The following is an 18376-nucleotide window of genomic DNA, read 5'->3' as shown; positions in this document are numbered from 1 at the left end:
TCCCCCGTGAGCACCGAGACCGGCGTCGAGGCGAGCGTCGGCGCCAAGCACCGCGCGACCGGACGGCCCATGAGCACCGGCCGGGCCGGTGACAAGATCTTCGTATCCGCCGCGCGCGGTTCGGGGATCCTCGTGCTCGTCATCATGGCGGCCATCGCGGCCTTCCTTGTCTGGCAGGCGATACCGGCGCTGCAGAAGAACGAGGCCAGCTTCCTGACGGCGGAAGAGTGGAACCCGAACGGCGTCCCGGCCAGGTTCGGCATCGCGCAGCTCGCCTTCGGCACCCTGGTGGCCTCGTTCTTGGCCCTGCTGATGGCCACGCCGGTCGCGGTCGCGATCGCGCTGTTCATCGCGTTCTACACGCCACGGCGGCTGTCGTGGGGGCTCGGCTACATCGTGGACCTGCTGGCGGCCGTGCCCAGCATCGTGTATGGCCTGTGGGGTCTGCTGGTCCTCGCGCCGGCGATGCCGGACGTGAGCAAGTTCCTCAACAACGTGCTCGGCTGGATACCGCTCTTCGGCGGGGACGATCCCGGCAAGAACTCGATCTTCACCGCCTCGGTGGTGCTGGCGATCATGATCTTGCCGATCATCTCCTCGATCACCCGGGAGGTGTTCCTGCAGGTGCCGCAGGCCAACATGGAGGCCTCGCTGGCCCTGGGCGCCACCCGCTGGGAGATGATCCGGATGTCGGTGCTCCCTTACGGCCGGTCCGGCATGATCGGCGCCTCGATGCTCGGCCTCGGCCGGGCCATGGGCGAGACGATCGCGGTCGCCATGGTGCTGACCTCGGTGCCGGGGATCAACATCCACATCCTCGAGAACGGCGGCAACACCTTCGCCGCCAACATCGTCCGCAGCTTCAACGAGGCCACCGAGACAGGCCGCGGCGCGTTGATCGCCTCCGGTCTCGTCCTCTTCGTGATCACTCTTCTCGTCAACATGGCGGCCCGCGCTGTCGTGGCCCGCCGCAAGGAGTTCGTGTGACCACCCTGACCAAGCCCGCGGGGCGTTCATCGCTCGGTTCGGTCTCGATCGGGCGCAAGATCAAGGACCGGGTGGTCCAGGGCCTGGTGTACGTGGCGTTCGCGTTGGCCCTGATCCCGCTGATCTCCGTGCTGTACACCGTGATCAAGAACGGCGTCGCCCGGCTCGACGGCGACTTCTTCGCCTTCTCGATGAACGGTGTGACCGCCCGGGACACCGGTGGCGGCGCCTACCACGCCATCATCGGCACGCTGGAGCAGGTGGCGATCACCACGGTCATCGCGGTGCCGATCGCCGTCCTGACGGCGATCTATCTGATCGAGTACGGCCAGGGCCGCCGGCTGGCCCGAGTGATCAGCTTCTTTGTCGACGTCATGACCGGCATCCCGTCGATCGTCGCGGGTCTGTTCATCCTGGCCCTGTGGCTGCTGGCCTTCGGCTTCGAGTTCTCCGGGTTCGCCGGTTCGCTGGCCCTGGCGATCCTCATGATCCCCACGGTGGTCCGGGCGACCGAGGAGATGCTCAAACTGGTGCCCAACGACCTGCGCGAGGCCTCGTACGCCCTGGGTGTGCCGCGCTGGCGGACTGTGCTGTTCGTGGTGCTGCCCACCGCGATGACTGGGATCATCACGGGAATCATGCTGGCCGTCGCCCGCGTTATGGGCGAGACCGCCCCGCTGCTTCTCACGATCTTCATCACGAAGGCGATCAACACCAACCCGCTCGAAGGGCCGCAGGGTTCGCTCCCCACGTTCATCTGGGACCAGGCCTCCGACCCCAACCAGAACTCGATCAACCGCGCGTGGACGGGCGCCCTGGTGCTGATCCTGATCATCATGCTGCTCAACGTGGCCGCCCGGCTGGTGGCCAGCAGGCACCGTTCGCACAGCCGCTGACCGACATCAACGAAAGACCCGATAGGAGCATCGCCCCCATGGCCAAGCGGATCGAAGTCTCCGGGCTGCACGCCTACTACGGCGGCGTCCATGCCATCGAGGACATCTCGATGACGGTTGAGCCGCGCTCGGTGACCGCGTTCATCGGACCTTCGGGCTGCGGCAAGTCCACCTTCCTGCGGACCCTCAACCGGATGCACGAGGTGATCCCCAACGCCCGCGTGCAGGGCAAGGTGCTCCTCGACGACGAGGACCTGTACGCCAAGGACGTGGACCCGGTCGCGGTGCGCCGCGTCGTGGGCATGGTGTTCCAGCGGCCCAACCCGTTCCCCACCATGTCGATCTACGACAACGTCGCGGCGGGGCTCAAGCTCAACGGTGTGCGCCGCAAGGGGCAGCTCGACGAGCTCGTTGAGGAGTCGCTCAAGGGCGCGAACCTGTGGAACGAGGTCAAGGACCGGCTGAGCAAGCCCGGCGCGGGCCTGTCGGGCGGTCAGCAGCAGCGTCTCTGCATCGCCCGCGCGATCGCGGTCAAGCCGCAGGTGCTCCTGATGGACGAGCCCTGCTCGGCGCTCGACCCGATCTCCACGCTCGCGATCGAGGACCTCATCGCCAAGCTGAAGAGCCTCTACACGATCGTCATCGTGACCCACAACATGCAGCAGGCCGCCCGCGTCAGCGACCGCACGGCGTTCTTCAACATCGCCGGCACCGGCCAGCCCGGCAAGCTCATCGAGATCGACGAGACCAGCAAGATCTTCACCAACCCCGAGCAGAAGGCCACCGAGGACTACATCACCGGCCGCTTCGGCTAAGCTTCTGCGGCCTCGGGTCCTCGCCTGGCGGCTGTGTTCATGGCTTTCGCGGCCTCGGGTCCTCGCCTGGCGGCTCGGACCCGAACCGCAAAAGCGGCGGCCAAGCGAAGCTTGTCCGCTGAAAGGGCGGCTGGGTGGGGGGTGTAGCGGGAGGGAGCGCGGCATCGCTTCGCGATCTCTCGTGAAGCTTCGCCTTCGGCTCGCTTCACGACCCGTTAACGCGCTCGCGTGCGGGCCGGGGTTGTCGGGTGGAGACGAGAGCTTGGGTCTTTTGCGCCACCTGAGTGTGCCGACTGGGCGCCGAAGTGACGCCGGTTTGCGTGGGCTGGGCGAGCAGGAATGGACGGCGGGGCGGACGCAAAGCGCCTGTCGCCCGGTGGGGGCGTGGGGGTCTCCTGGACCTCCGACCTCATGGGAGGAGGGTCCTCATGGTCCCTGCGAAGCCACGTCCGTCCGAGCCGCCGCACGATCAGGCGCTGGAGTTGCTCGCCGAGTTCACGTTGTTGTTGCGCAGGTCTGGGCAGGACGTTCTGCTGGCCGGTGGTGCGCTGGCGCTTGTTGTCGTCGGTCTGCTGCTGCAGTCCGGCGCTGTCGATGACCTTCACCGGCCGCTCGCGGGGGCGCGGCTGGTCGTGCTGATGGCGTTGGGCGTGGGGGCGCTGCGGTGTGCGGCGCTTCTCGCTCTTACGCACGGGGACGTCCTGCGTCCGCTGAGCGTGATCCGGCGGGCGACCAATGCGCCGGCGCGGGCTGGGTGGCGGCCTTATCTGCGGGCGCCGGGGCGGGTTCCGCCTGGGCGCTCGTTGTACGAGCACGTCCAGTTGCTGATCGCCGAGGCGCACGATCGGCATTTCCACGCCCACGCGGCGCTGAAGTGGTCGTTCGGCTGTGCCGGGGCGCTGGTGTTGTGGACGGTGCTCAACTCGGTGGCCGGAGCAGGGTGATGATTCGCGTCACATGTCATTGACCGGACGCGGGTCCGCGACTCCACTGGGTGGAGCGAGCGGGACGGAGTGCGTCGTGGACAACTTCTGGCAACTGCTGGACGCCACGGCGCAGGGCGCCCTGAGCGACCTCGGGCGCTACCGGATCGTCCCCGACACGCACTCGCTCATGTTGCAGGGCGACGCGCCGGAACGGGTGTACGTGATCATGGAGGGCCGGGTCAAGGTCTGCATGGTCACCGACCGGGGCAAGGAGACCGTGCTCGATGTGCTGGGTCCGGGCGACATCGTCGGCGAGCTGGAGGCGGTCGACCACCGGCCAAGACTGGCCAGTGTCGTGGCCAAGGGCATGATCAAGGTGCTGGAGCTGCCGGGCGAGCAGTTTCGCAAGGTGGCGTTGGCGTCGCCGGAGATCTCTACGGCGCTGCTGCAGGTGATGAGCGGGCGGCTGCGTGCGGCCAACGAGATCCGCGGAGCGCGGAGCGCACGCGACCGGGTCATCGAGTTGCTGCACCAGATCGCGCACCGCGAGAACCACGGTGGCGGGGCCGAGGTGGCGATCAATCCGGGCGTTACGAGCGAGGAGTTCGCCAACTGGGCGGGCACGTCACGCGGCGCGGCCGGCCGCGCGCTGAGCTGGCTCCAGGGCCGGGGCGTCATCCAGCGGCTGGGCCACGAGATCAAGGTCAATCTCGAAGAGCTCCACAAGTCGATGAGCACCCAAACCGACGATCCCGGCCACGCACGCGAGCGCGCTAACGGGTCGTGAAGCGAGCCGAAGGCGAAGCTTCACGAGAGATCGCGAAGCGATGTCGCGCTCGCCGCTTTTGCGGTTCGGGTCCGAGCCGCCAGGCGAGGTCCCGAGGCCGCGAAAGCTAGGTAGAAACGGGCACTTCTTCCGATTCACCGGGGCGGTGGTCGGGGACGAAGCGGTAGCCGACGTTTCGGACCGTTCCGATGAGCGATTCGTATTCGGCGCCCAGCTTGGCGCGGAGGCGGCGGACGTGGACGTCGACGGTCCGGGTGCCGCCGAAGTAGTCGTAGCCCCAGACCTCCTGGAGCAGCTGGGCGCGGGTGAAGACGCGCCCGGGGTGCTGGGCGAGGTACTTGAGGAGCTCGAACTCCTTGAACGTCAGGTCGAGCACGCGCCCGCGCAGGCGGGCGGTGTAGGTGGCCTCGTCGATGGTCAGCTCGCCGCTGCGGATCTCGCCGGGCACCTCGTCGGCCTCGGCGACCGACACGCGGCCCACCGAGAGGCGGAGACGTGCCTCGACCTCGGCCGGGCCCGCCGACTGGAGCAGGACGTCGTCCAGGCCCCATTCGGGGCTCAGGGCGGCCAGACCGCCCTCGGTCACGATCGCCAGCAGCGGGCAGTCGAGCCCGGTGGTCCGCAGCAGCCGGCACAGGCTCTTGGCCTGGACCAGGTCGCGGCGGGCGTCGACCAGGACCACGTCCGCTGGGGGTGCGTCGATCAGCGCGGACGCCTCGGCGGGCGCGACGCGTACCGAATGCAGGAGGAGCCCCAACGCAGGCAGCACCTCATCGGAAGGTTCCAATGCGTTGGTCAGCAGGAGCAAGCTGCTCAAGTGCCGCCTCCTCGCCCTAAAAGACGTCGAGGACCCAGGCGGTTCGTCCTCCAGCCCGGCAACAGGTCGCCGGCTCAAAGGAGAGGTGACCATGAAGGGGCTGTCGGATGAACTCCATGGCCTCGTCGCCCGGATCCCTCCACCTGAGCATATCCGAGTGGTCGAGCTGGGCAATGGGACGTTGACAACAGGTTTCCGAGGTTGCCGGGATGAGATCCTGGGTTTATGGCGAAGGGAACGATCAGATACTGGGCCGCTGCGAAGGCCGCAGCCGGGGTCGCCGAGGAACCGTACGAGGCGGACACGCTTGCCGAGGCGATCGCAGGTGCCGCCTTGCGGGACGGGCGAACCGGCGATTTCCGGCGTGTGGTGGAGCGCAGCTCGTTCCTGGTCGACGGCGACCCGGTGGGCACGCGCGCGCACGATTCGATCAAGCTGCCGGAGGGGGGCGTCGTCGAGGTCCTGCCGCCGTTCGCGGGTGGTTGACATCACAGTCCCGGATAGTCCCGCGAACCGATGGGCCCGTCCCGCGATCTCAATCCCTGAGGCGACTCGGTGGCGGTCTCCTGGCCACTATCGTGTGGCGATCGCGCCATTTGCCGCCTAGAGGAGAAACATGCGGAAAGTACTGCTGGTACTGCTCATCCTGCTGATCGGTGGCGTGATCGCCGCCGACCGCATCGGGGTGCGGGTCGCGCAGGACGAGATCGGCAAGCAGGTGGCGGCGCAGTACAACCTGCAACAGCGGCCCGAGGTGACGATCCACGGGTTCCCGTTCCTCACCCAGGCGATCGGCGGCGAGTACGACCAGATCGACGTGAAGCTCGGCCAGTGGACCGAGCGCGGCGTCACGGTCGGTGACGTCACGATCGAGATGCGCGGGGTGAACGCGCCGCTGGCCGACGTCACCTCCGGTAACGCCAACAGCGTCACCGCCGAGGAGGCGACCGCCTCCGCGGTGATCCCGTACGCCGTGATCAAGGCGCGGGCGCCCAAGGAGGTCAAGAACATAGCCGCCAAGGGCGACAACCTCCAGGTCGACCTGAACGGCACCATCGCGGGCTTCCCGCTCAGCGGCAGCGCGGTCGTCTCGGTCAAGCCGAGCGCCAAGGGCATCGTCATCACGCCGATCTCCGGCGGCCTGGCAGGCCTGCCGCAGCTGCCCGCCGTGGGCCAGCTCGTCAGCTGGACGGTCCCGGTCGCCAACCTGCCGGTCGGCTCCCGGATCAGCAAGATCGAGCCCACCCCGGACGGCCTGCGGGTCTCCGCGACCGCCAACAACGTCCGGCTGAACGACCTTCCGAACGCCTGATCGGCGTCCCGGGCAAAGAGCTGATCGGCGTCCGCCCTGGAAATAGTCAGGGACTTGTGAACCGGACGCGATCGGCGTACGTGTCTGTGGTGTGGGTCCAACCGCGGATGAAGGGTTGCTGCGCGCCCTCTATAGCGAGCATGGCGGTCCTCTCCTCGGTTACGTGCTGCGGCTGACGGGGGGTGACAAACCGCAGGCCGAGGACGTCGTCCAGGAGACGCTTCTGCGCGCCTGGAGGCATCCCGAGGCGCTGTCCGGGCGGCCCGTCCGGCCGTGGTTGTTCACGGTGGCCCGCAACCTCGTGGTCGACGCGCACCGGGCCCGGCGGGCACGGCCGCCCGAGACCGGGATCGACGACCAGGTCACGCAGACCGCCGGCGTCGACGACATCGACCGGGCGCTGGAATCGTGGACCGTCGCCGAGGCGCTGGCGGATCTCAGCCCGCCGCATCGGGCGGTGCTGGTGGAGACCTACTACCGCGGACGTTCGGTGGCGGAGACGGCCAAGACGCTCGGCATCCCGCCCGGCACGGTCAAGTCGCGGACCTACTACGCGCTGCGGGCGCTGAAACTCGCATTGGAGGAGCGGGGGTTGGCGCCATGACAGGCTGCGGGGAGCAGAAGAGCTCGCTCGGGGTGTACGTCCTCGGCGCGATCGACCCAGCCGAGCGGAGCCGGCTGGAGAGCCATCTGGAGTCGTGCCCGTCCTGCCGGGACGAGCTGGCCGGGCTGGCCGGGTTGCCGGCGCTGCTCGGACGGGTGACCGAGGCCCAGATCACCCAGGTCGCCGGGCCTCCCGAGGAGCTCCTTGACAGCCTGCTCGCGCGGGCGGCGGCGGAGCGGAAGGGCTCATGGGGACGGGTGTTCGGCGGGGGAGTGTCGCGCTGGGCGCCGCTCGCGGCCGCCGCCGCGGTGCTGCTGGTGATCGGGGCGCTGATCGGCATGGAGATGTCCGGCGCGCTGAGCGCGGGGGAACGGCCCACGGCCGTGCGGACGGTCACCCCGCCTCCGCCAACGCCCACCAAGCCCCCGAAGGCGGAGCAGATCAGCGCCAGATCGCCTGATCAGAAGGTCGACGCGCGCGTGATGTTGCTCAAGAAGAAGTGGGGCACCAGCGTGGAGATCTACCTGAGCGGGGCGCCGTACGGCGAGAGCTGCCGCTGGTACGCCGTCGCTAAGGACGGGCGGCGGGACATGCTCGGCAGCTGGCATGTCGCGTATCCGCGGGGTTACGGAAAGTACTTCGGATCCACGATGTTCCATCGGAACGAACTCTTCGCGTTCGAGGTCGTCACCGTAGGCGGCCAGCCGCTGATCACAATCCCTGCCTGAGATCCCGCCTGAGATCCCCGCCTAACAATCCACGCCTGAGCCGATCGGGCCGGGAATCTTTCGGCGGTCCGGGTACTTTCACTGACGATGGAAGGTGCACTCGTCGCGATCGCGGTCCTGACGGCGGCCACGGTGTTCGGGGTCGTCCGGCGGCGCCGTGACGGAGTGCTGCGTGGGCCAAAGGTGGGTTCGGGCGAGGCGGCTGGAGCGCATGGTGTGAGCGGGACCGGCGTAGACGGGACGAGCGTGAACGGGATGGGCGATCAGCTGGGCGCCGCCGATCTCGGTGGCGAGGAACTTGGCGAGCGGGCCACCCTCGTTCAGTTCTCCAGCGCGTTCTGCGCACCCTGCCGCGCGACCCGGCGCCTCCTCGGCGAGGTGGCCGACATGGTGGAAGGCGTCTCACATGTCGAGATCGACGCGGAGCATCACCTTGAGCTCGTACGCCGCCTGAATGTGATCCGTACCCCAACCGTGCTCGTGCTGGACGGCGCCGGGCGGATCATCCGGCGAGCCGCTGGACAGCCCCGGAAGGCCGATGTCATCGCCGCTCTGGGCGAGGCGATCACCCCGTGAGCGGCGGCCCGTTGACCTGCGTGAAGAGCGGCGCCGGTGTCTCGAAAGGCGAGACAGAGGTGACAGCCCGGCGAAACTCGGCTTACCATCGACCCGTGCGTTACTGGACAGAGCAGATGCTCACGAAGCGCCGCGCGGTGGACTTCTGCCGCCTGGCCGCTTCGCTCTGTCGCATGGCCTAGAGGCATTGAGCCCTTCTGTATTCCCAGGGGCTGCGCCCAGGCCTCCGGCGCGCTGAGCATTGACTGACTGCCGGTACGCACGTTCTCTCCGCACAGGAGCATCCCGATGCAGGTTGACCCGAGAGGGCAGCGCTTCGCCGCGGCCGTCACGACCGTCGTCCTGATCGGCGTTCTGGTGCAGGGAAGCTGGGTGCTGCTGGCCTGCCAGGCGCTGGTGTTCGCACTCGGCACCGTCTTCGGTCTGCGGTACGGCCCGTACGGGATGGTCTTCAAACTGCTGATCCGGCCCCGTCTAGCCCCGCCCAAGGACTACGAGGACGCCGCCCCTCCCCGGTTCGCCCAGGGAGTCGGGCTGGTCTTCGCCCTGGTGGGAACGGCCGGTTACGCCTTGGGGATCGAATGGCTCGGCATCGGTGCCACCGCCTTCGCGCTGGGGGCGGCGTTCCTGAACGCGGCGTTCGGGTTCTGCCTCGGCTGCGAGATGTATCTGCTGATCCGCCGCATTTCTCCGAAGAAGCATTCCGACTGGGAGGTTCCCGCATGAGCCGCTCCGACGTTCTGGTGGACGCTGACTGGGTGGAGTCCAACCTGGACGCCCCCGGCCTGGTTCTCGTCGAGGTCGACGAGGACGTGTCCGCGTACGACAAGGGCCACATCCGTGGCGCCGTGAAGATCGACTGGAAGACCGAACTGCAGGACCCGGTCCGCCGCGACTTCGTCGACAAGACCGGGTTCGAGCAGCTGCTGTCGGCCAAGGGCATCGCCAACGACGACCTGGTGATCCTTTACGGCGGTAACAACAACTGGTTCGCGGCCTACGCGTACTGGTACTTCAAGCTCTACGGCCACGAGAAGGTCCAGCTCCTCGACGGCGGCCGCAAGAAGTGGGAGCTGGAGTCCCGCGAGCTGGTCACCGACGTGCCGACCCGGCCCGCCACCGACTACAAGGCCAAGGACCAAGACCTCACCATCCGGGCCTTCCGCGACGAGGTCGTCGACGCCATCGGCACCAAGAACCTCATCGACGTGCGTTCTCCCGACGAGTTCAGCGGCAAGCTGCTCGCCCCCGCCCACCTGCCGCAGGAGCAGGCACAGCGGGCCGGCCACGTGCCGACCGCGCGCAGCATCCCGTGGTCCAAGGCGGCCAACGACGACGGCACGTTCAAGTCCGACGACGAGCTCCGCAAGATCTACAGCGAGGCCGGCGTGGACCTGGGCAAGTCGACCATCGCCTACTGCCGCATCGGCGAGCGCTCGTCGCACACGTGGTTCGCGCTGCGTGAGCTGCTCGGGCTCGACGACGTGAAGAACTACGACGGCTCGTGGACCGAGTACGGCTCGCTGGTCGGCGTCCCGATCGAGCTCGGCGAGGCGAAGTAAGGCCTGTCCGCCCCTCAGCGGAGTTGACCCCGCCTCGTGGCGGAGAAGGAGGAGAAATGACTCAGGGCTGCGCAGCACCCGAGCAGACGGCGCATCTTCCGGCGACCGTCGACCTGAACAACGAAGCCGTCATCCAGGGCACGGTCACCCGTGACGGTGCCCCGGTGTCCAGCGCCTACGCCCGGCTGCTCGACTCGACCGGTGAGTTCACCGCCGAGGTCGTCACCGGCGAGGAGGGCGTGTTCCGGTTCTTCGCCGCCGACGGCGACTGGACGGTCCGCGTGCTCGCCGCCGGCGGCGTGAGCGTGGACAACACCGTCAGCGCCAAGGTCGGCGAGGTCGCCGCCCTCGAGGTCGCGATCTGACCTGAAGCCGAAACCGGCCTGAGGGGCGCCGATGGCCGGCAGGCCGTCCGGTCCATCGCCGAACCCCGTCACCCGCGTTCCGTGGGCGGCGGGGTTCGTCGCGTTCGTGGCTGTTCGTCCCCTTGATGTCGCCGCTGCTCGATAGCATCTCCGGGATGTTCGAACTGTCGGCGCGCTCTCCGCTCGTACTGCCGTGGGCCACGCTCAAGCTCGCGGCACGCTTCGCGCTGCCGCTGGCCATGTGGTTCACGATTGGTGATCTGCTGCGCTACGGGGTGATGTACGGGGGATACAAGGCCGGGCAGATGAAGGGCGTCATCGCCACCGTCACACCCCTCCTCACCATCGGCGTGCTCGTGATGCTCAGCCTCGCCATCACTGTGGCGATGGTGCACTGCGTGCGCGAGGGCCTGGACGTGGTGCACGCCCGCGAGGCCGAGGGCGACCTGACGTCCTGGGCGGTCGGCAACGACGAGTCCGCGCTCGACGCCCTCAACCGCGCCGTCCTCCCGTTCGTGATCTTCTATCTCGCGTGGGGCATGTTGCGCGAGGACGCCCTCGACTTCGCCGGGGCGGCGGCGAGCCGCGGGATCGCCGAGGGGGGCCTCAAAGGCTCCGCCAAGGGACTGGGGCTGGCCCTTGAGGTCGGCAAGCACATGGAGCTGGCGATCGGGCTCACGGTCGGCTTCATCGTGCTCAAGATCCTCGGTGAGTGGCTGCTGCGGGACCGGTTGCCGCGCGTGTCCGGGCTGCTGCTGGCGTTCATCGAGATCAACTTCGCGCTGGCGGCCCTGTTCACCATCGAGGACCTGCGCCGCAAGGTCGGTGACTGGATCACCCAGCGTGAGGTCTGGCGATGGATCAACGAGGTCGCCGGCGACGTCCTGGCGTTGTGGCCGTCCTTCAAGCACGCGGTGCTGGGCGGCCTGATCTGGCTCGTGATCGCCGGTGTGGTCCTGGGCCTGGACGCGAGCGACGAGCAGGTCGTGCTCGGCCGGAGCCGGGCGGCCCAGCGGCTGGCCCGGGCCAGCGGACTGGCACGCACCAACAGCTTCCGCGAGCTCGTCACCCGCGGTTTCCGCGAGATGTGGCTGCCCGCCTGGTACGGGCTCCGGCTGGTCCGGCGGTCAGGCCTCGTCCCGTTCGCGACGTTCGCCGCGATGTTCACGGGCCTGAACGTGGTGGAGGTCATGACCCGGCGGTTGGTCTACGAGCTGCTGGGCCCGCACGACGCGGCCTGGTGGGCGGTCGCCCTGCCGATCGTCGGCTTCGGTGTCGGGATGGTCTTCGAGGCGCTGCGGATCTGCTTGCTGGCCGCCGCGTTCAACCTCGTGGTGACCAGGGTCATGGTGCAAACCGCAGCGAAGGCCGGGGCGCCCCCCGCCGCTCATCGTCCCGCGGAGCCAGTACCTCAAGTGCCAGCGAGTCAGCCTTGGAGCGGGGCACCGTCGCCCGGACGGTGACCTGGTACGGCGTGCCCGGGCGTGGCAGGCCCGAGGCGTCCCACTCCCGCCCCTCGGCGTCGAGGACCCGGTAGCCGATCCCGTAGCTCTTGATCGCCTTCATCCCGGCGGCGTTCAGCGGCCGTGCCGCCAGCGTCACCCGCAGCTCCGCCACCTCGGGGTCCTGCGCGCCGAGCGCCCGCCCGGCCGTACGGCCCGTCACGCGCCACTCGATGTCGGCCAGCACGCCCGGAGCCCCGCGGGCCACGGAGGTCACCCGCTCGGGCGGTTGGAACGTCTTGCGGACGGCGTCCTTCGAATCCACCCACCGGACGCCGAGCAACAACGAGGCCAGGCAGACCAGCACGATCACCTCGATGAACCGCCGCTCGCCGCGCCGCAGCCACTCCCGCCGCGGCGGGGTCTCCCCGCCCTCGTCGCCCTCGCCGGCCTCCTCGCGCTCGTCCTGCCGGGGGTCGGGCCGGGTCTGCTCATATGGATCGCGCTCAGGCCGGGTTTGCTCGTACGGATCCTGCTCAGCCCGGCGGATGCCCCGGTACGCCCCACTCTGGCCGTACGAGCCGTCTCCGGGCGGCTGTGGGGCGTTCCCCGGCTGGCGGTGCCTGCCGGGCGGTGGCTCGGTCGGCCAGGGAGGCTGCGCGCTCATGGGCGTCTCCCGGAGAGGTCATAGTTCTGGACGGCGCCGCGGATCATTTCCTCCGCCCGCGACTCGCTGATGCCGAGGTCGACCTCGGTCGCGGCGTTCGGGGCTAGGAACAGGCTGCTCTGGCTGACCACGACGCGGGCTCCGGCCAGGCGTTCCTTCGGTATCTCGAAGTAGAAGGTGAGCTTGCCCCAGAGCAGGGGCGCGAGGTCCGACGGGTCGACGGCGTACACGCCGGGGCGCTGTGCCTTCTTGTACTTGTAGCCGTCACGGGTCTCCAGGACCGCTGTGTTGAGGCTGATCGGCTTCTTCTGGCTCATCGCGCGGCCCGACACCACCACGAAGACCCCGTCGGTGCCGACGGGCGGCTGGGTGCTGCTGGAGAGGCCCTGCTTGAGCGAGCGCGCCACGACGACCCGTTCGAGCTGGAGCTTGAAGTCGCGGTTGGTGATCACCTTGCCGACCTTGCCGGAGGCGCGGATCGGGTCGATCACGTCCGCCTCGACCTTGGGCTTCAGCGAGTGGAACCACATGGCGGCCGCGAGCAACGCGCAGCCGACCACCCCGGCGCCGCCCCGGACGAGCACGATCTGCGCCCTCATGGTGCCGCCACCGGAAGTGTCAGGAGGCCCGCGAGTTTGCCCCCGGTGCTGTCGACCACACGCCACTTGTATTCCTTGTCGGTGAAGCCGGTGCCGAACTCCCAGGTGAGCACCCCCACCGTGAACTTCGTGGGTGCGTCCGCAGGTCCCATCCGCCACATGGCCGACGCCTCGACGGGCAGGCCCGGCTCGATGGCGTTGACCTTGCCGCCGGTCGCGGTCCCGTTGACATCATCCGGCGGGACCCACTTGCCGGTCTTGGTACGGGCTGCGATGCCGTCCCTGAGCCCGCCCACCCCCAGCGACACGGTCTCCTTGTCGTTGTTGACCACGCGCACGCGCACCACGACGTACCGTTGCGGGTTCTCGTCGAAGATGGTTTTCGCGGTCTGGATGCGCGCTTCGTGAACCGTGACGGTGAACTTGCCGGAGTCCATTGCCTCACCTGGCGACCGCTCCGGTTGCTGAGGGGTCTGGTTCAGTCCTCCGGTCAGCCACAACACCGGAAGCAGCACGGCGACCACGCCGGCCACGACTGCGGGCACCAGGAAACGCCGCCGCGTCGGTTCGTCGACCTGTTGGGAAGCCGGGGGGAGCGGCGCAACCGGAGGAGAGGGCTGCATGCCGCCAGATGGTAACGCCTATGGGCCGATTGTGGTCATTGAGAGAACGCGCCCGCCGGATTCGGCGGTGGCGGCGAGAATTGTGTTCTGACCGGTTCTGTCTGAGGTGCGTGTAGCTCCGCCGGGGAGTGGCATTGACGAGGCGTTCACATGTGGCGTTCGTGACTCTCGTGAGCGTCCTGTCAGGGTGCGGGGGGACCGGGCCCAGCGACGTCGACTACGCGGTCGACGCGCTCGCGGGTGCGTGCGCCGACCAGAAGACGGTCGTGGTCGACTGCGACGACGACAAGGCGAGATGGCGCGTCCTCGGCAAGCGCAACAGCGGGCAGCGGCCCCCCGGGAACGGGGACCCGGTGTCCGGCGCGGCCGCCACGACCTACTGCGGGGACTTTCCAGGAGCGACCGCCATCGCGTGGACGGACCGGTACACCCAGCTGGGCGACGACGCCGAGAGATTCAAGATCGTTTGTATGAGCTCCCTCTGACGACCAGGCCGAAGGCAGGAACATGGGCAACCAGATCCACGTCAACCCCGAACGCATCGCCAAGCACGGCAAGGACCTCCAGGAGACCGTGAGCACGACGCTGAAGGGTGGGCTGGACAAGCTCAACGCCGGCGGCACGATCGAGGGCGGCGACTTCAGCATCACCGGGACGATGGCGTCGATGGCCTATCCCGGCGCCCTGCAGTTCGCGTTCGAGGACATGAAGACGCATCTGGAGATGCTCGCCGACATGGCGAAGAAGATCGACGCCACCGCGCGGAACTATGCCGCGTCCGAGCAGAGCAGCAAGGTCTGAGGGGACGGGGTCATGGGTGCGTTCAACTCGTACAACACGCTGATGGGCACCGCCCAGCTCGAGTGCGGGCTGGCCATGTTCATCCTGCCGCCCGCGGTGATGATCAACTTCCAGTTCAAGTCGAGCCAGGGGAACCCGGTCAACCTGGAGCTGGCGTCCAAGGCCTGGGACGACGCGGTCAAGGGCATCGAGAAGTCCGCGACCGAGCTCCAGCAGTCGGTGTCGAGCATCACGGCGACGGACTGGACCGCCGACGACAGGGCGGCCTACGAGAAGAAGGTGCAGGAGTTCATCGCGCAGCTGGAGGTGCTGGGCACCTTCGTACAGGCGGTGGGCATCGCGCTCGAGGTCTACGCGTGGGCGATGATGGTCTACGCGATCTTCGCGATCGCGATGGGGACCTTCCTCGCCGTGCTCGCCGCCGTCGCCGCGGCGGCCCTCGCCGGGATCATCACCGCCCCCATCGCCGCCACCTGCCAGACGATCGCGGCGACGTGCCTGACCATCACGATCGTGGCGACCGGCATCCAGGCGTTCATGGCGCAGCTGGCCGCCATGGTCTTCCAGGGCGGCGCGCTGCTCGCCGCGGCCGGGTCCGCGGCCCACGGCAACGACCAGGCGATGGCTGACTACAAGCAGGCCCAGGCGGTCGGAGCCGCCGCCGCTGCCGCCAACCTGGCGCAGAACGCGGTCAACGCGGGCCTCAACCTGGCCGGTGCGCGGGCACCCATTGGCGGCAGTTCCTCGCCGCTCAAGGCGGTCGACCTCGACGCCGACCGCAACGCCAACCAGACCTGGAACGTCGGCGGTGGCGCGACGTTCTCCGCCGGAGGCATCGACCACACGGTGGGCGGCCACGTGAAGTACGGCGACCAGGGCTTCGCCGGCGGCGATCTGTCGTACAAGGGCAAGCACAGCGCCAGCGGCGTGACAGCGGGCGGGAACGTCGAGTACACCGACGAGGACGGCATCGGGCAGGGTAAGGACGGCAGCGTCAAGTACGGCGCCAACGCGGGCGTGGAGACCCCCGGCTCGTACAAGACCAATCCGTCGAACCCCGGCCAGGGCTACAGCGTTCCGCTCCCGACCGGCGGCATCAGCGGCGGGATCAGCGGCTCGCACGACTTCGAGACGGGCAAGGGCAAGGTGGAGGGCAACGTCGGCGGCACGGTCAACGGAGGCGACGTCGGCAGGGCCACCGGTTCGCACCAGTACGACGGCCAGGGCAACTCCTACAACAGCGGCAAGGTCGACACCCCGTTCGGCACCTTCGACGACCAGGACGACAAGCCGCCGTGGGAGAAGTAGGTGGACCTCCTCAACTCCCCGACGTTGCGCATCGAGCAGCGGTCATCGCAGCTCGACTACGAGATCAGCGCCGGGGACACCCTGGTCGGCCGGGCCACGCAGGTGGCCGGGCCCAAGCCGCGCAAGGGACCGCTCAGCCTGTTCGGCTCGGGCCTCCAGGGTGCCCGGGTCGTCGTTCAGGTCTCCCACCTGGACGGGACGCCGCTCTTCTACGTTGACCGCCAGGACGCGGCGCCCGTGGCGATCGTCGCTCCCGACGGCACGCTGATCGGCAGGCTCGTCGAGGCCCGCGCGCAACACACACCCGGCGCCGGCTTCCGTGCGGCCGTCCACGCCGTCCTGTCCCAGGCTGGCCCGGCCCAGGCGCACCACCTGATGGACGCCTACGACCGGCCGCAGGCGATGGTCAACTGGGACATGCGGGTGGAAGGCGGCTCCGAAAACCGCCGCTGGGTCGCCGTCGGCGGCACGTTCTCCGTCCCGAACGGGCAGCAGATAGCCCGCATCGACATCCGTGAGGCCGCCTTCAAGGACCAGTACACCCTGCACGTCTACGACCAGTTCCTCGATCCCCTCAGGACCCTGGTCGTAGCCGCCCCACTGGCCTTCGACCTGATCCGCACCTGACCGCGTCTCATCCATGGTCGGCTGACGGCGGCCGCCACACGCAGGCCGACCGGGTGGGGCCAGCGGACGCGGCGGGTGGATCAGCGGACGCAGCGGGTGGACGCGGCTGGTGAGTCAGCGGACGCAGCGGGTGGACGCGGCTGGTGAGTCAGCGGACGCGGCGGGTGGACGCGGCAGGTTGGTCAGCGGACGCGGCGGCTGGAGGTGGGGTCCTCGCTGGAGAAGGTGACCTGCCCGGGCTTCCATCCGCGGCGGCGGCCTGCCGGGATCACCATGCCGGCGGCCACGACCAGCCCTGCCAGGGCGAGACCGCCCGCGCCGATGCCGAGAGCGACGTTGCGGGTGACCGGGTCGACCTTCTCGCGCCTGGGCAGGGTGAGCGAGCCCGGCTCGGAGACCGGGGCGGCGGGCGCGTTCAGGTCGACGACCTGAGTGACGGCGGTCAGGGGGTTGATCGCTCCGAAGCCGCTGCCCGGGCCCTTGCTGCCGAGGGCGGTCGCCTCGATGCGCCGCTTGATCTGCACGGCGGTCAGCTTGGGGTGGGCCTGCTTGACGAGGGCCGCGACCCCGGCGACGAACGGGGCGGCGAAGCTCGTCCCCTCACCCTTGACGATGTAGCCGCCGTCCGGCGCGATCGTGATGATGTCCTTGCCGGGCGCGATGACCGAGACCCGGGTCTGCGCGTTCGAGAACTGGGTCACGTCGCCACCCTGGGCGAACGCGCCGACGGAGATGACGCCGTTGTACTGCGCCGGGAACGCGGGAGTCGGACGGCCCTTGCGTTCGGGGTCGATGTTGCCCGCCGCGGCGACGACCACGATGTCGCGGGACAGCGCCTCCCTGATGACGGCCCGCAGTTGCGGGTTGTCCGTGTGGCTCTCCGACGAGATATTGATGACGTCGGCGCGAGCGTTGATCGCTGCCCGGACGCCCTTGACGAGCAGGCCGTCATCGTTATTGGTCGCGCCCGCCGCGTACTTGATCGGGATGATCGTGGCGTCGGGGGCGACTCCGACGAAGAGACTGTGGCCCTTCTTGGCGCCGATGATGGCCGCGACCTCGGTGCCGTGGCCCACGCAGTCGGCCTTGCCCGTCTTGGTGATATCGATGGTGGGTTCGAACTTCAGCTGGGGGTTCCTGGCGTCGGAGCCACTGTCGATCACCGCGACCCGGACGCCGCGCCCGGTGGCGTGCTCGTGGGCCTTGTCCAGGGGCAGGATGTCCTGGGGCCAGGGCTGCTGGACGATCTGGTTTTTCGGAAGGTTGCCGCGTTCGGGCTCGCACCGTTCAGGGGCCGCCTCCGCCGCGGTGGCCAGGGCGAGTTGTGACATAAGACACACGGCCACGGCCGAGACCGCCGTCCACCTCATGTCGAGCCTCCCATCGGAATCCCATCGATCCCAAGAAACTCTAAAGGATCCGGACCGCGATTCGGGTGCCGGACCGTGATTCGGGTGTAGGCCCCCGGAACAGGCGCATTCGACATGCGCGTGAACATTCGATCACTCTCGTGAACATTCAGTGGGTCATGCCATATCCTGCTTTTCGGTTCGGAGTGATCTTCCGCGACATGGGGTGCGGTTGACCCCGGGCAGGCACCGAGCGAAGGGCACAGGGTGGGCGGCGACCTACAGATCGACTCGCAGCGGATCGCGCAGCACGGCAAGGACCTGAAGGACACCTTCGTCCCCGCGCTGGAGAAGATCGGCGAAGACATGAGCAAGGACGGCGTCTTCAACCTCGAAGGCGGCGCCTTCAGCGTGACCTGCACGATGGCATCGGTGACCTACCCCGGCGCCGTCCAGTTCCTCTTCGAGGACCTCAAGACCCACATCGAGATGCTGGGCGGCTACGCCGCCAACATCGAGACCACGGCGAAGAACTACCAGGGCGCGGAAGACGGCAGCAAGGTCGTCTGACCTGGTTCCCGCACG

Annotated in this window: 25 protein-coding genes; 20 read left to right on the top strand and 5 right to left on the bottom strand. The window is 68.6% G+C overall.

Features of this window, described 5'->3' with window-relative positions; genetic code table 11:
* The first annotated feature begins 6 nt into the window (after nt 1-6).
* The 5 genes from pstC (at nt 7) to ACH34W_RS36175 (ending at nt 4411) form a co-directional block, all read left to right on the top strand.
* The gene (pstC, locus tag ACH34W_RS36195; RefSeq protein WP_395965667.1) at nt 7-987 is read left to right on the top strand and encodes a phosphate ABC transporter permease subunit PstC; all 981 of its coding nucleotides are present in this window, start codon (nt 7-9) and stop codon (nt 985-987) included.
* Nucleotides 984-1883 (top strand): phosphate ABC transporter permease PstA, encoded by a 900-nt coding sequence (gene pstA / locus ACH34W_RS36190; protein WP_395965666.1) that lies wholly within the window; start codon nt 984-986, stop codon nt 1881-1883. The genes pstC and pstA overlap by 4 nt, the downstream gene beginning before the upstream one ends.
* Before the next feature lie 38 nt (nt 1884-1921).
* Nucleotides 1922-2698: a phosphate ABC transporter ATP-binding protein PstB gene (gene pstB, locus ACH34W_RS36185; protein ID WP_395965665.1), complete on the top strand. Its 777-nt coding sequence runs from the start codon at nt 1922-1924 to the stop codon at nt 2696-2698.
* A gap of 428 nt (nt 2699-3126) precedes the next feature.
* Nucleotides 3127-3642, top strand: coding sequence for a hypothetical protein (locus ACH34W_RS36180; protein WP_395965664.1), 516 nt, complete (start codon nt 3127-3129; stop codon nt 3640-3642).
* Nucleotides 3643-3718: 76 nt separating this feature from the next.
* A complete protein-coding gene (locus ACH34W_RS36175) occupies nt 3719-4411 on the top strand; it encodes a Crp/Fnr family transcriptional regulator (protein WP_395965663.1) in 693 nt (230 codons plus the stop codon).
* Nucleotides 4412-4517: 106 nt separating this feature from the next.
* On the opposite strand, the gene ACH34W_RS36170 is transcribed toward ACH34W_RS36175, so the two are convergent.
* Nucleotides 4518-5228 (bottom strand): winged-helix domain-containing protein, encoded by a 711-nt coding sequence (locus ACH34W_RS36170; protein WP_395965662.1) that lies wholly within the window; start codon nt 5226-5228, stop codon nt 4518-4520.
* Between the two features lie 225 nt (nt 5229-5453).
* Here ACH34W_RS36170 and ACH34W_RS36165 point away from each other — a divergent pair, with 225 nt between their 5' ends.
* The 10 genes from ACH34W_RS36165 to ACH34W_RS36120 all read left to right on the top strand — a co-directional run bounded on the left by ACH34W_RS36165 (nt 5454) and on the right by ACH34W_RS36120 (nt 11838).
* Nucleotides 5454-5714, top strand: a complete 261-nt coding sequence (locus tag ACH34W_RS36165) for a MoaD/ThiS family protein (RefSeq protein WP_151561424.1) — start codon at nt 5454-5456, stop codon at nt 5712-5714.
* Nucleotides 5715-5844: 130 nt separating this feature from the next.
* A complete protein-coding gene (locus ACH34W_RS36160; protein WP_395965661.1) occupies nt 5845-6540 on the top strand; it encodes a DUF2993 domain-containing protein in 696 nt (231 codons plus the stop codon).
* A gap of 118 nt (nt 6541-6658) precedes the next feature.
* Nucleotides 6659-7144 carry a sigma-70 family RNA polymerase sigma factor gene (locus ACH34W_RS36155; RefSeq protein WP_395965692.1) on the top strand — a complete coding sequence of 162 codons (486 nt, stop codon included), beginning with the start codon at nt 6659-6661 and terminating at the stop codon, nt 7142-7144.
* A complete protein-coding gene (locus ACH34W_RS36150; RefSeq protein ID WP_395965660.1) occupies nt 7141-7872 on the top strand; it encodes an anti-sigma factor family protein in 732 nt (243 codons plus the stop codon). The genes ACH34W_RS36155 and ACH34W_RS36150 overlap by 4 nt, the downstream gene beginning before the upstream one ends.
* 87 nt (nt 7873-7959) lie before the next feature.
* Complete coding sequence (locus ACH34W_RS36145; RefSeq protein ID WP_395965659.1) at nt 7960-8448, top strand: TlpA family protein disulfide reductase; 489 nt, start codon at nt 7960-7962, stop codon at nt 8446-8448.
* Between the two features lie 116 nt (nt 8449-8564).
* On the top strand, nt 8565-8630 hold the full coding sequence (locus ACH34W_RS36140) for a putative leader peptide (protein ID WP_360610734.1): 66 nt from the start codon (nt 8565-8567) through the stop codon (nt 8628-8630).
* Nucleotides 8631-8736: 106 nt separating this feature from the next.
* A complete protein-coding gene (locus tag ACH34W_RS36135; protein ID WP_395965658.1) occupies nt 8737-9174 on the top strand; it encodes a DUF4395 domain-containing protein in 438 nt (145 codons plus the stop codon).
* Nucleotides 9171-10010, top strand: coding sequence for a sulfurtransferase (locus ACH34W_RS36130; protein ID WP_395965657.1), 840 nt, complete (start codon nt 9171-9173; stop codon nt 10008-10010). Before ACH34W_RS36135 ends, ACH34W_RS36130 begins: the two co-directional genes overlap by 4 nt.
* Before the next feature lie 56 nt (nt 10011-10066).
* Complete coding sequence (locus ACH34W_RS36125; RefSeq protein WP_395965656.1) at nt 10067-10375, top strand: DUF1416 domain-containing protein; 309 nt, start codon at nt 10067-10069, stop codon at nt 10373-10375.
* A gap of 155 nt (nt 10376-10530) precedes the next feature.
* Nucleotides 10531-11838 carry a hypothetical protein gene (locus ACH34W_RS36120; protein WP_395965655.1) on the top strand — a complete coding sequence of 436 codons (1308 nt, stop codon included), beginning with the start codon at nt 10531-10533 and terminating at the stop codon, nt 11836-11838.
* On the opposite strand, the gene ACH34W_RS36115 is transcribed toward ACH34W_RS36120, so the two are convergent.
* Genes ACH34W_RS36115 through ACH34W_RS36105 form a run of 3 tightly spaced genes read right to left on the bottom strand, consistent with a single transcriptional unit; the run spans nt 11720 to nt 13706 of the window.
* The gene (locus tag ACH34W_RS36115) at nt 11720-12484 is read right to left on the bottom strand and encodes a hypothetical protein (protein ID WP_395965654.1); all 765 of its coding nucleotides are present in this window, start codon (nt 12482-12484) and stop codon (nt 11720-11722) included. The two genes, ACH34W_RS36120 and ACH34W_RS36115, sit on opposite strands and share 119 nt — an antisense overlap.
* Nucleotides 12481-13083 (bottom strand): hypothetical protein, encoded by a 603-nt coding sequence (locus tag ACH34W_RS36110; RefSeq protein WP_395965653.1) that lies wholly within the window; start codon nt 13081-13083, stop codon nt 12481-12483. The genes ACH34W_RS36115 and ACH34W_RS36110 overlap by 4 nt, the downstream gene beginning before the upstream one ends.
* On the bottom strand, nt 13080-13706 hold the full coding sequence (locus ACH34W_RS36105; RefSeq protein ID WP_395965652.1) for a hypothetical protein: 627 nt from the start codon (nt 13704-13706) through the stop codon (nt 13080-13082). Before ACH34W_RS36105 ends, ACH34W_RS36110 begins: the two co-directional genes overlap by 4 nt.
* Nucleotides 13707-13867: 161 nt before the next feature.
* Between ACH34W_RS36105 and ACH34W_RS36100 the strand changes: the two genes are divergently transcribed.
* The 4 genes from ACH34W_RS36100 to ACH34W_RS36085 are packed head-to-tail and all read left to right on the top strand — an operon-like array spanning nt 13868 to nt 16442.
* On the top strand, nt 13868-14191 hold the full coding sequence (locus ACH34W_RS36100) for a hypothetical protein (RefSeq protein ID WP_395965651.1): 324 nt from the start codon (nt 13868-13870) through the stop codon (nt 14189-14191).
* Between the two features lie 22 nt (nt 14192-14213).
* Nucleotides 14214-14507 (top strand): hypothetical protein, encoded by a 294-nt coding sequence (locus tag ACH34W_RS36095; RefSeq protein ID WP_395965650.1) that lies wholly within the window; start codon nt 14214-14216, stop codon nt 14505-14507.
* Nucleotides 14508-14519: 12 nt separating this feature from the next.
* Nucleotides 14520-15815 (top strand): hypothetical protein, encoded by a 1296-nt coding sequence (locus ACH34W_RS36090; RefSeq protein WP_395965649.1) that lies wholly within the window; start codon nt 14520-14522, stop codon nt 15813-15815.
* On the top strand, nt 15816-16442 hold the full coding sequence (locus tag ACH34W_RS36085) for a hypothetical protein (RefSeq protein ID WP_395965648.1): 627 nt from the start codon (nt 15816-15818) through the stop codon (nt 16440-16442).
* Nucleotides 16443-16624: 182 nt separating this feature from the next.
* Here the strand turns inward: ACH34W_RS36085 and ACH34W_RS36080 are convergent, their stop codons facing one another.
* On the bottom strand, nt 16625-17773 hold the full coding sequence (locus tag ACH34W_RS36080; protein WP_395965647.1) for a S8 family serine peptidase: 1149 nt from the start codon (nt 17771-17773) through the stop codon (nt 16625-16627).
* A 285-nt stretch (nt 17774-18058) separates the two neighbouring features.
* Between ACH34W_RS36080 and ACH34W_RS36075 the strand changes: the two genes are divergently transcribed.
* Nucleotides 18059-18361 carry a hypothetical protein gene (locus ACH34W_RS36075; RefSeq protein WP_395965646.1) on the top strand — a complete coding sequence of 101 codons (303 nt, stop codon included), beginning with the start codon at nt 18059-18061 and terminating at the stop codon, nt 18359-18361.
* Nucleotides 18362-18376: the final 15 nt, after the last annotated feature.

The organism is Actinomadura sp. 6N118 (genome assembly GCF_044326415.1).
Taxonomy (GTDB): Bacteria; Actinomycetota; Actinomycetes; order Streptosporangiales; family Streptosporangiaceae; genus Spirillospora.
The sequence above is the reverse complement of the archived record's forward strand: the minus strand, read 5'-3'. Positions and strand labels throughout refer to the sequence as shown.

Excerpts from the sequence above, each read along its gene's own strand:
- ACH34W_RS36145 (WP_395965659.1), top strand. The coding sequence starts at position 7,960 with ATGGAAGGTGCACTCGTCGCGATCGCGGTCCTGACGGCGGCCACGGTG.
- ACH34W_RS36080 (WP_395965647.1), bottom strand. The coding sequence starts at position 17,773 with ATGTCACAACTCGCCCTGGCCACCGCGGCGGAGGCGGCCCCTGAACGG.
- ACH34W_RS36135 (WP_395965658.1), top strand. The coding sequence starts at position 8,737 with ATGCAGGTTGACCCGAGAGGGCAGCGCTTCGCCGCGGCCGTCACGACC.
- ACH34W_RS36115 (WP_395965654.1), bottom strand. The coding sequence starts at position 12,484 with ATGAGCGCGCAGCCTCCCTGGCCGACCGAGCCACCGCCCGGCAGGCAC.
- ACH34W_RS36165 (WP_151561424.1), top strand. The coding sequence starts at position 5,454 with ATGGCGAAGGGAACGATCAGATACTGGGCCGCTGCGAAGGCCGCAGCC.
- ACH34W_RS36150 (WP_395965660.1), top strand. The coding sequence starts at position 7,141 with ATGACAGGCTGCGGGGAGCAGAAGAGCTCGCTCGGGGTGTACGTCCTC.
- ACH34W_RS36160 (WP_395965661.1), top strand. The coding sequence starts at position 5,845 with ATGCGGAAAGTACTGCTGGTACTGCTCATCCTGCTGATCGGTGGCGTG.
- ACH34W_RS36130 (WP_395965657.1), top strand. The coding sequence starts at position 9,171 with ATGAGCCGCTCCGACGTTCTGGTGGACGCTGACTGGGTGGAGTCCAAC.
- ACH34W_RS36110 (WP_395965653.1), bottom strand. The coding sequence starts at position 13,083 with ATGAGGGCGCAGATCGTGCTCGTCCGGGGCGGCGCCGGGGTGGTCGGC.
- ACH34W_RS36105 (WP_395965652.1), bottom strand. The coding sequence starts at position 13,706 with ATGCAGCCCTCTCCTCCGGTTGCGCCGCTCCCCCCGGCTTCCCAACAG.
- pstB (WP_395965665.1), top strand. The coding sequence starts at position 1,922 with ATGGCCAAGCGGATCGAAGTCTCCGGGCTGCACGCCTACTACGGCGGC.
- ACH34W_RS36090 (WP_395965649.1), top strand. The coding sequence starts at position 14,520 with ATGGGTGCGTTCAACTCGTACAACACGCTGATGGGCACCGCCCAGCTC.
- ACH34W_RS36120 (WP_395965655.1), top strand. The coding sequence starts at position 10,531 with ATGTTCGAACTGTCGGCGCGCTCTCCGCTCGTACTGCCGTGGGCCACG.
- ACH34W_RS36180 (WP_395965664.1), top strand. The coding sequence starts at position 3,127 with ATGGTCCCTGCGAAGCCACGTCCGTCCGAGCCGCCGCACGATCAGGCG.
- ACH34W_RS36095 (WP_395965650.1), top strand. The coding sequence starts at position 14,214 with ATGGGCAACCAGATCCACGTCAACCCCGAACGCATCGCCAAGCACGGC.
- ACH34W_RS36125 (WP_395965656.1), top strand. The coding sequence starts at position 10,067 with ATGACTCAGGGCTGCGCAGCACCCGAGCAGACGGCGCATCTTCCGGCG.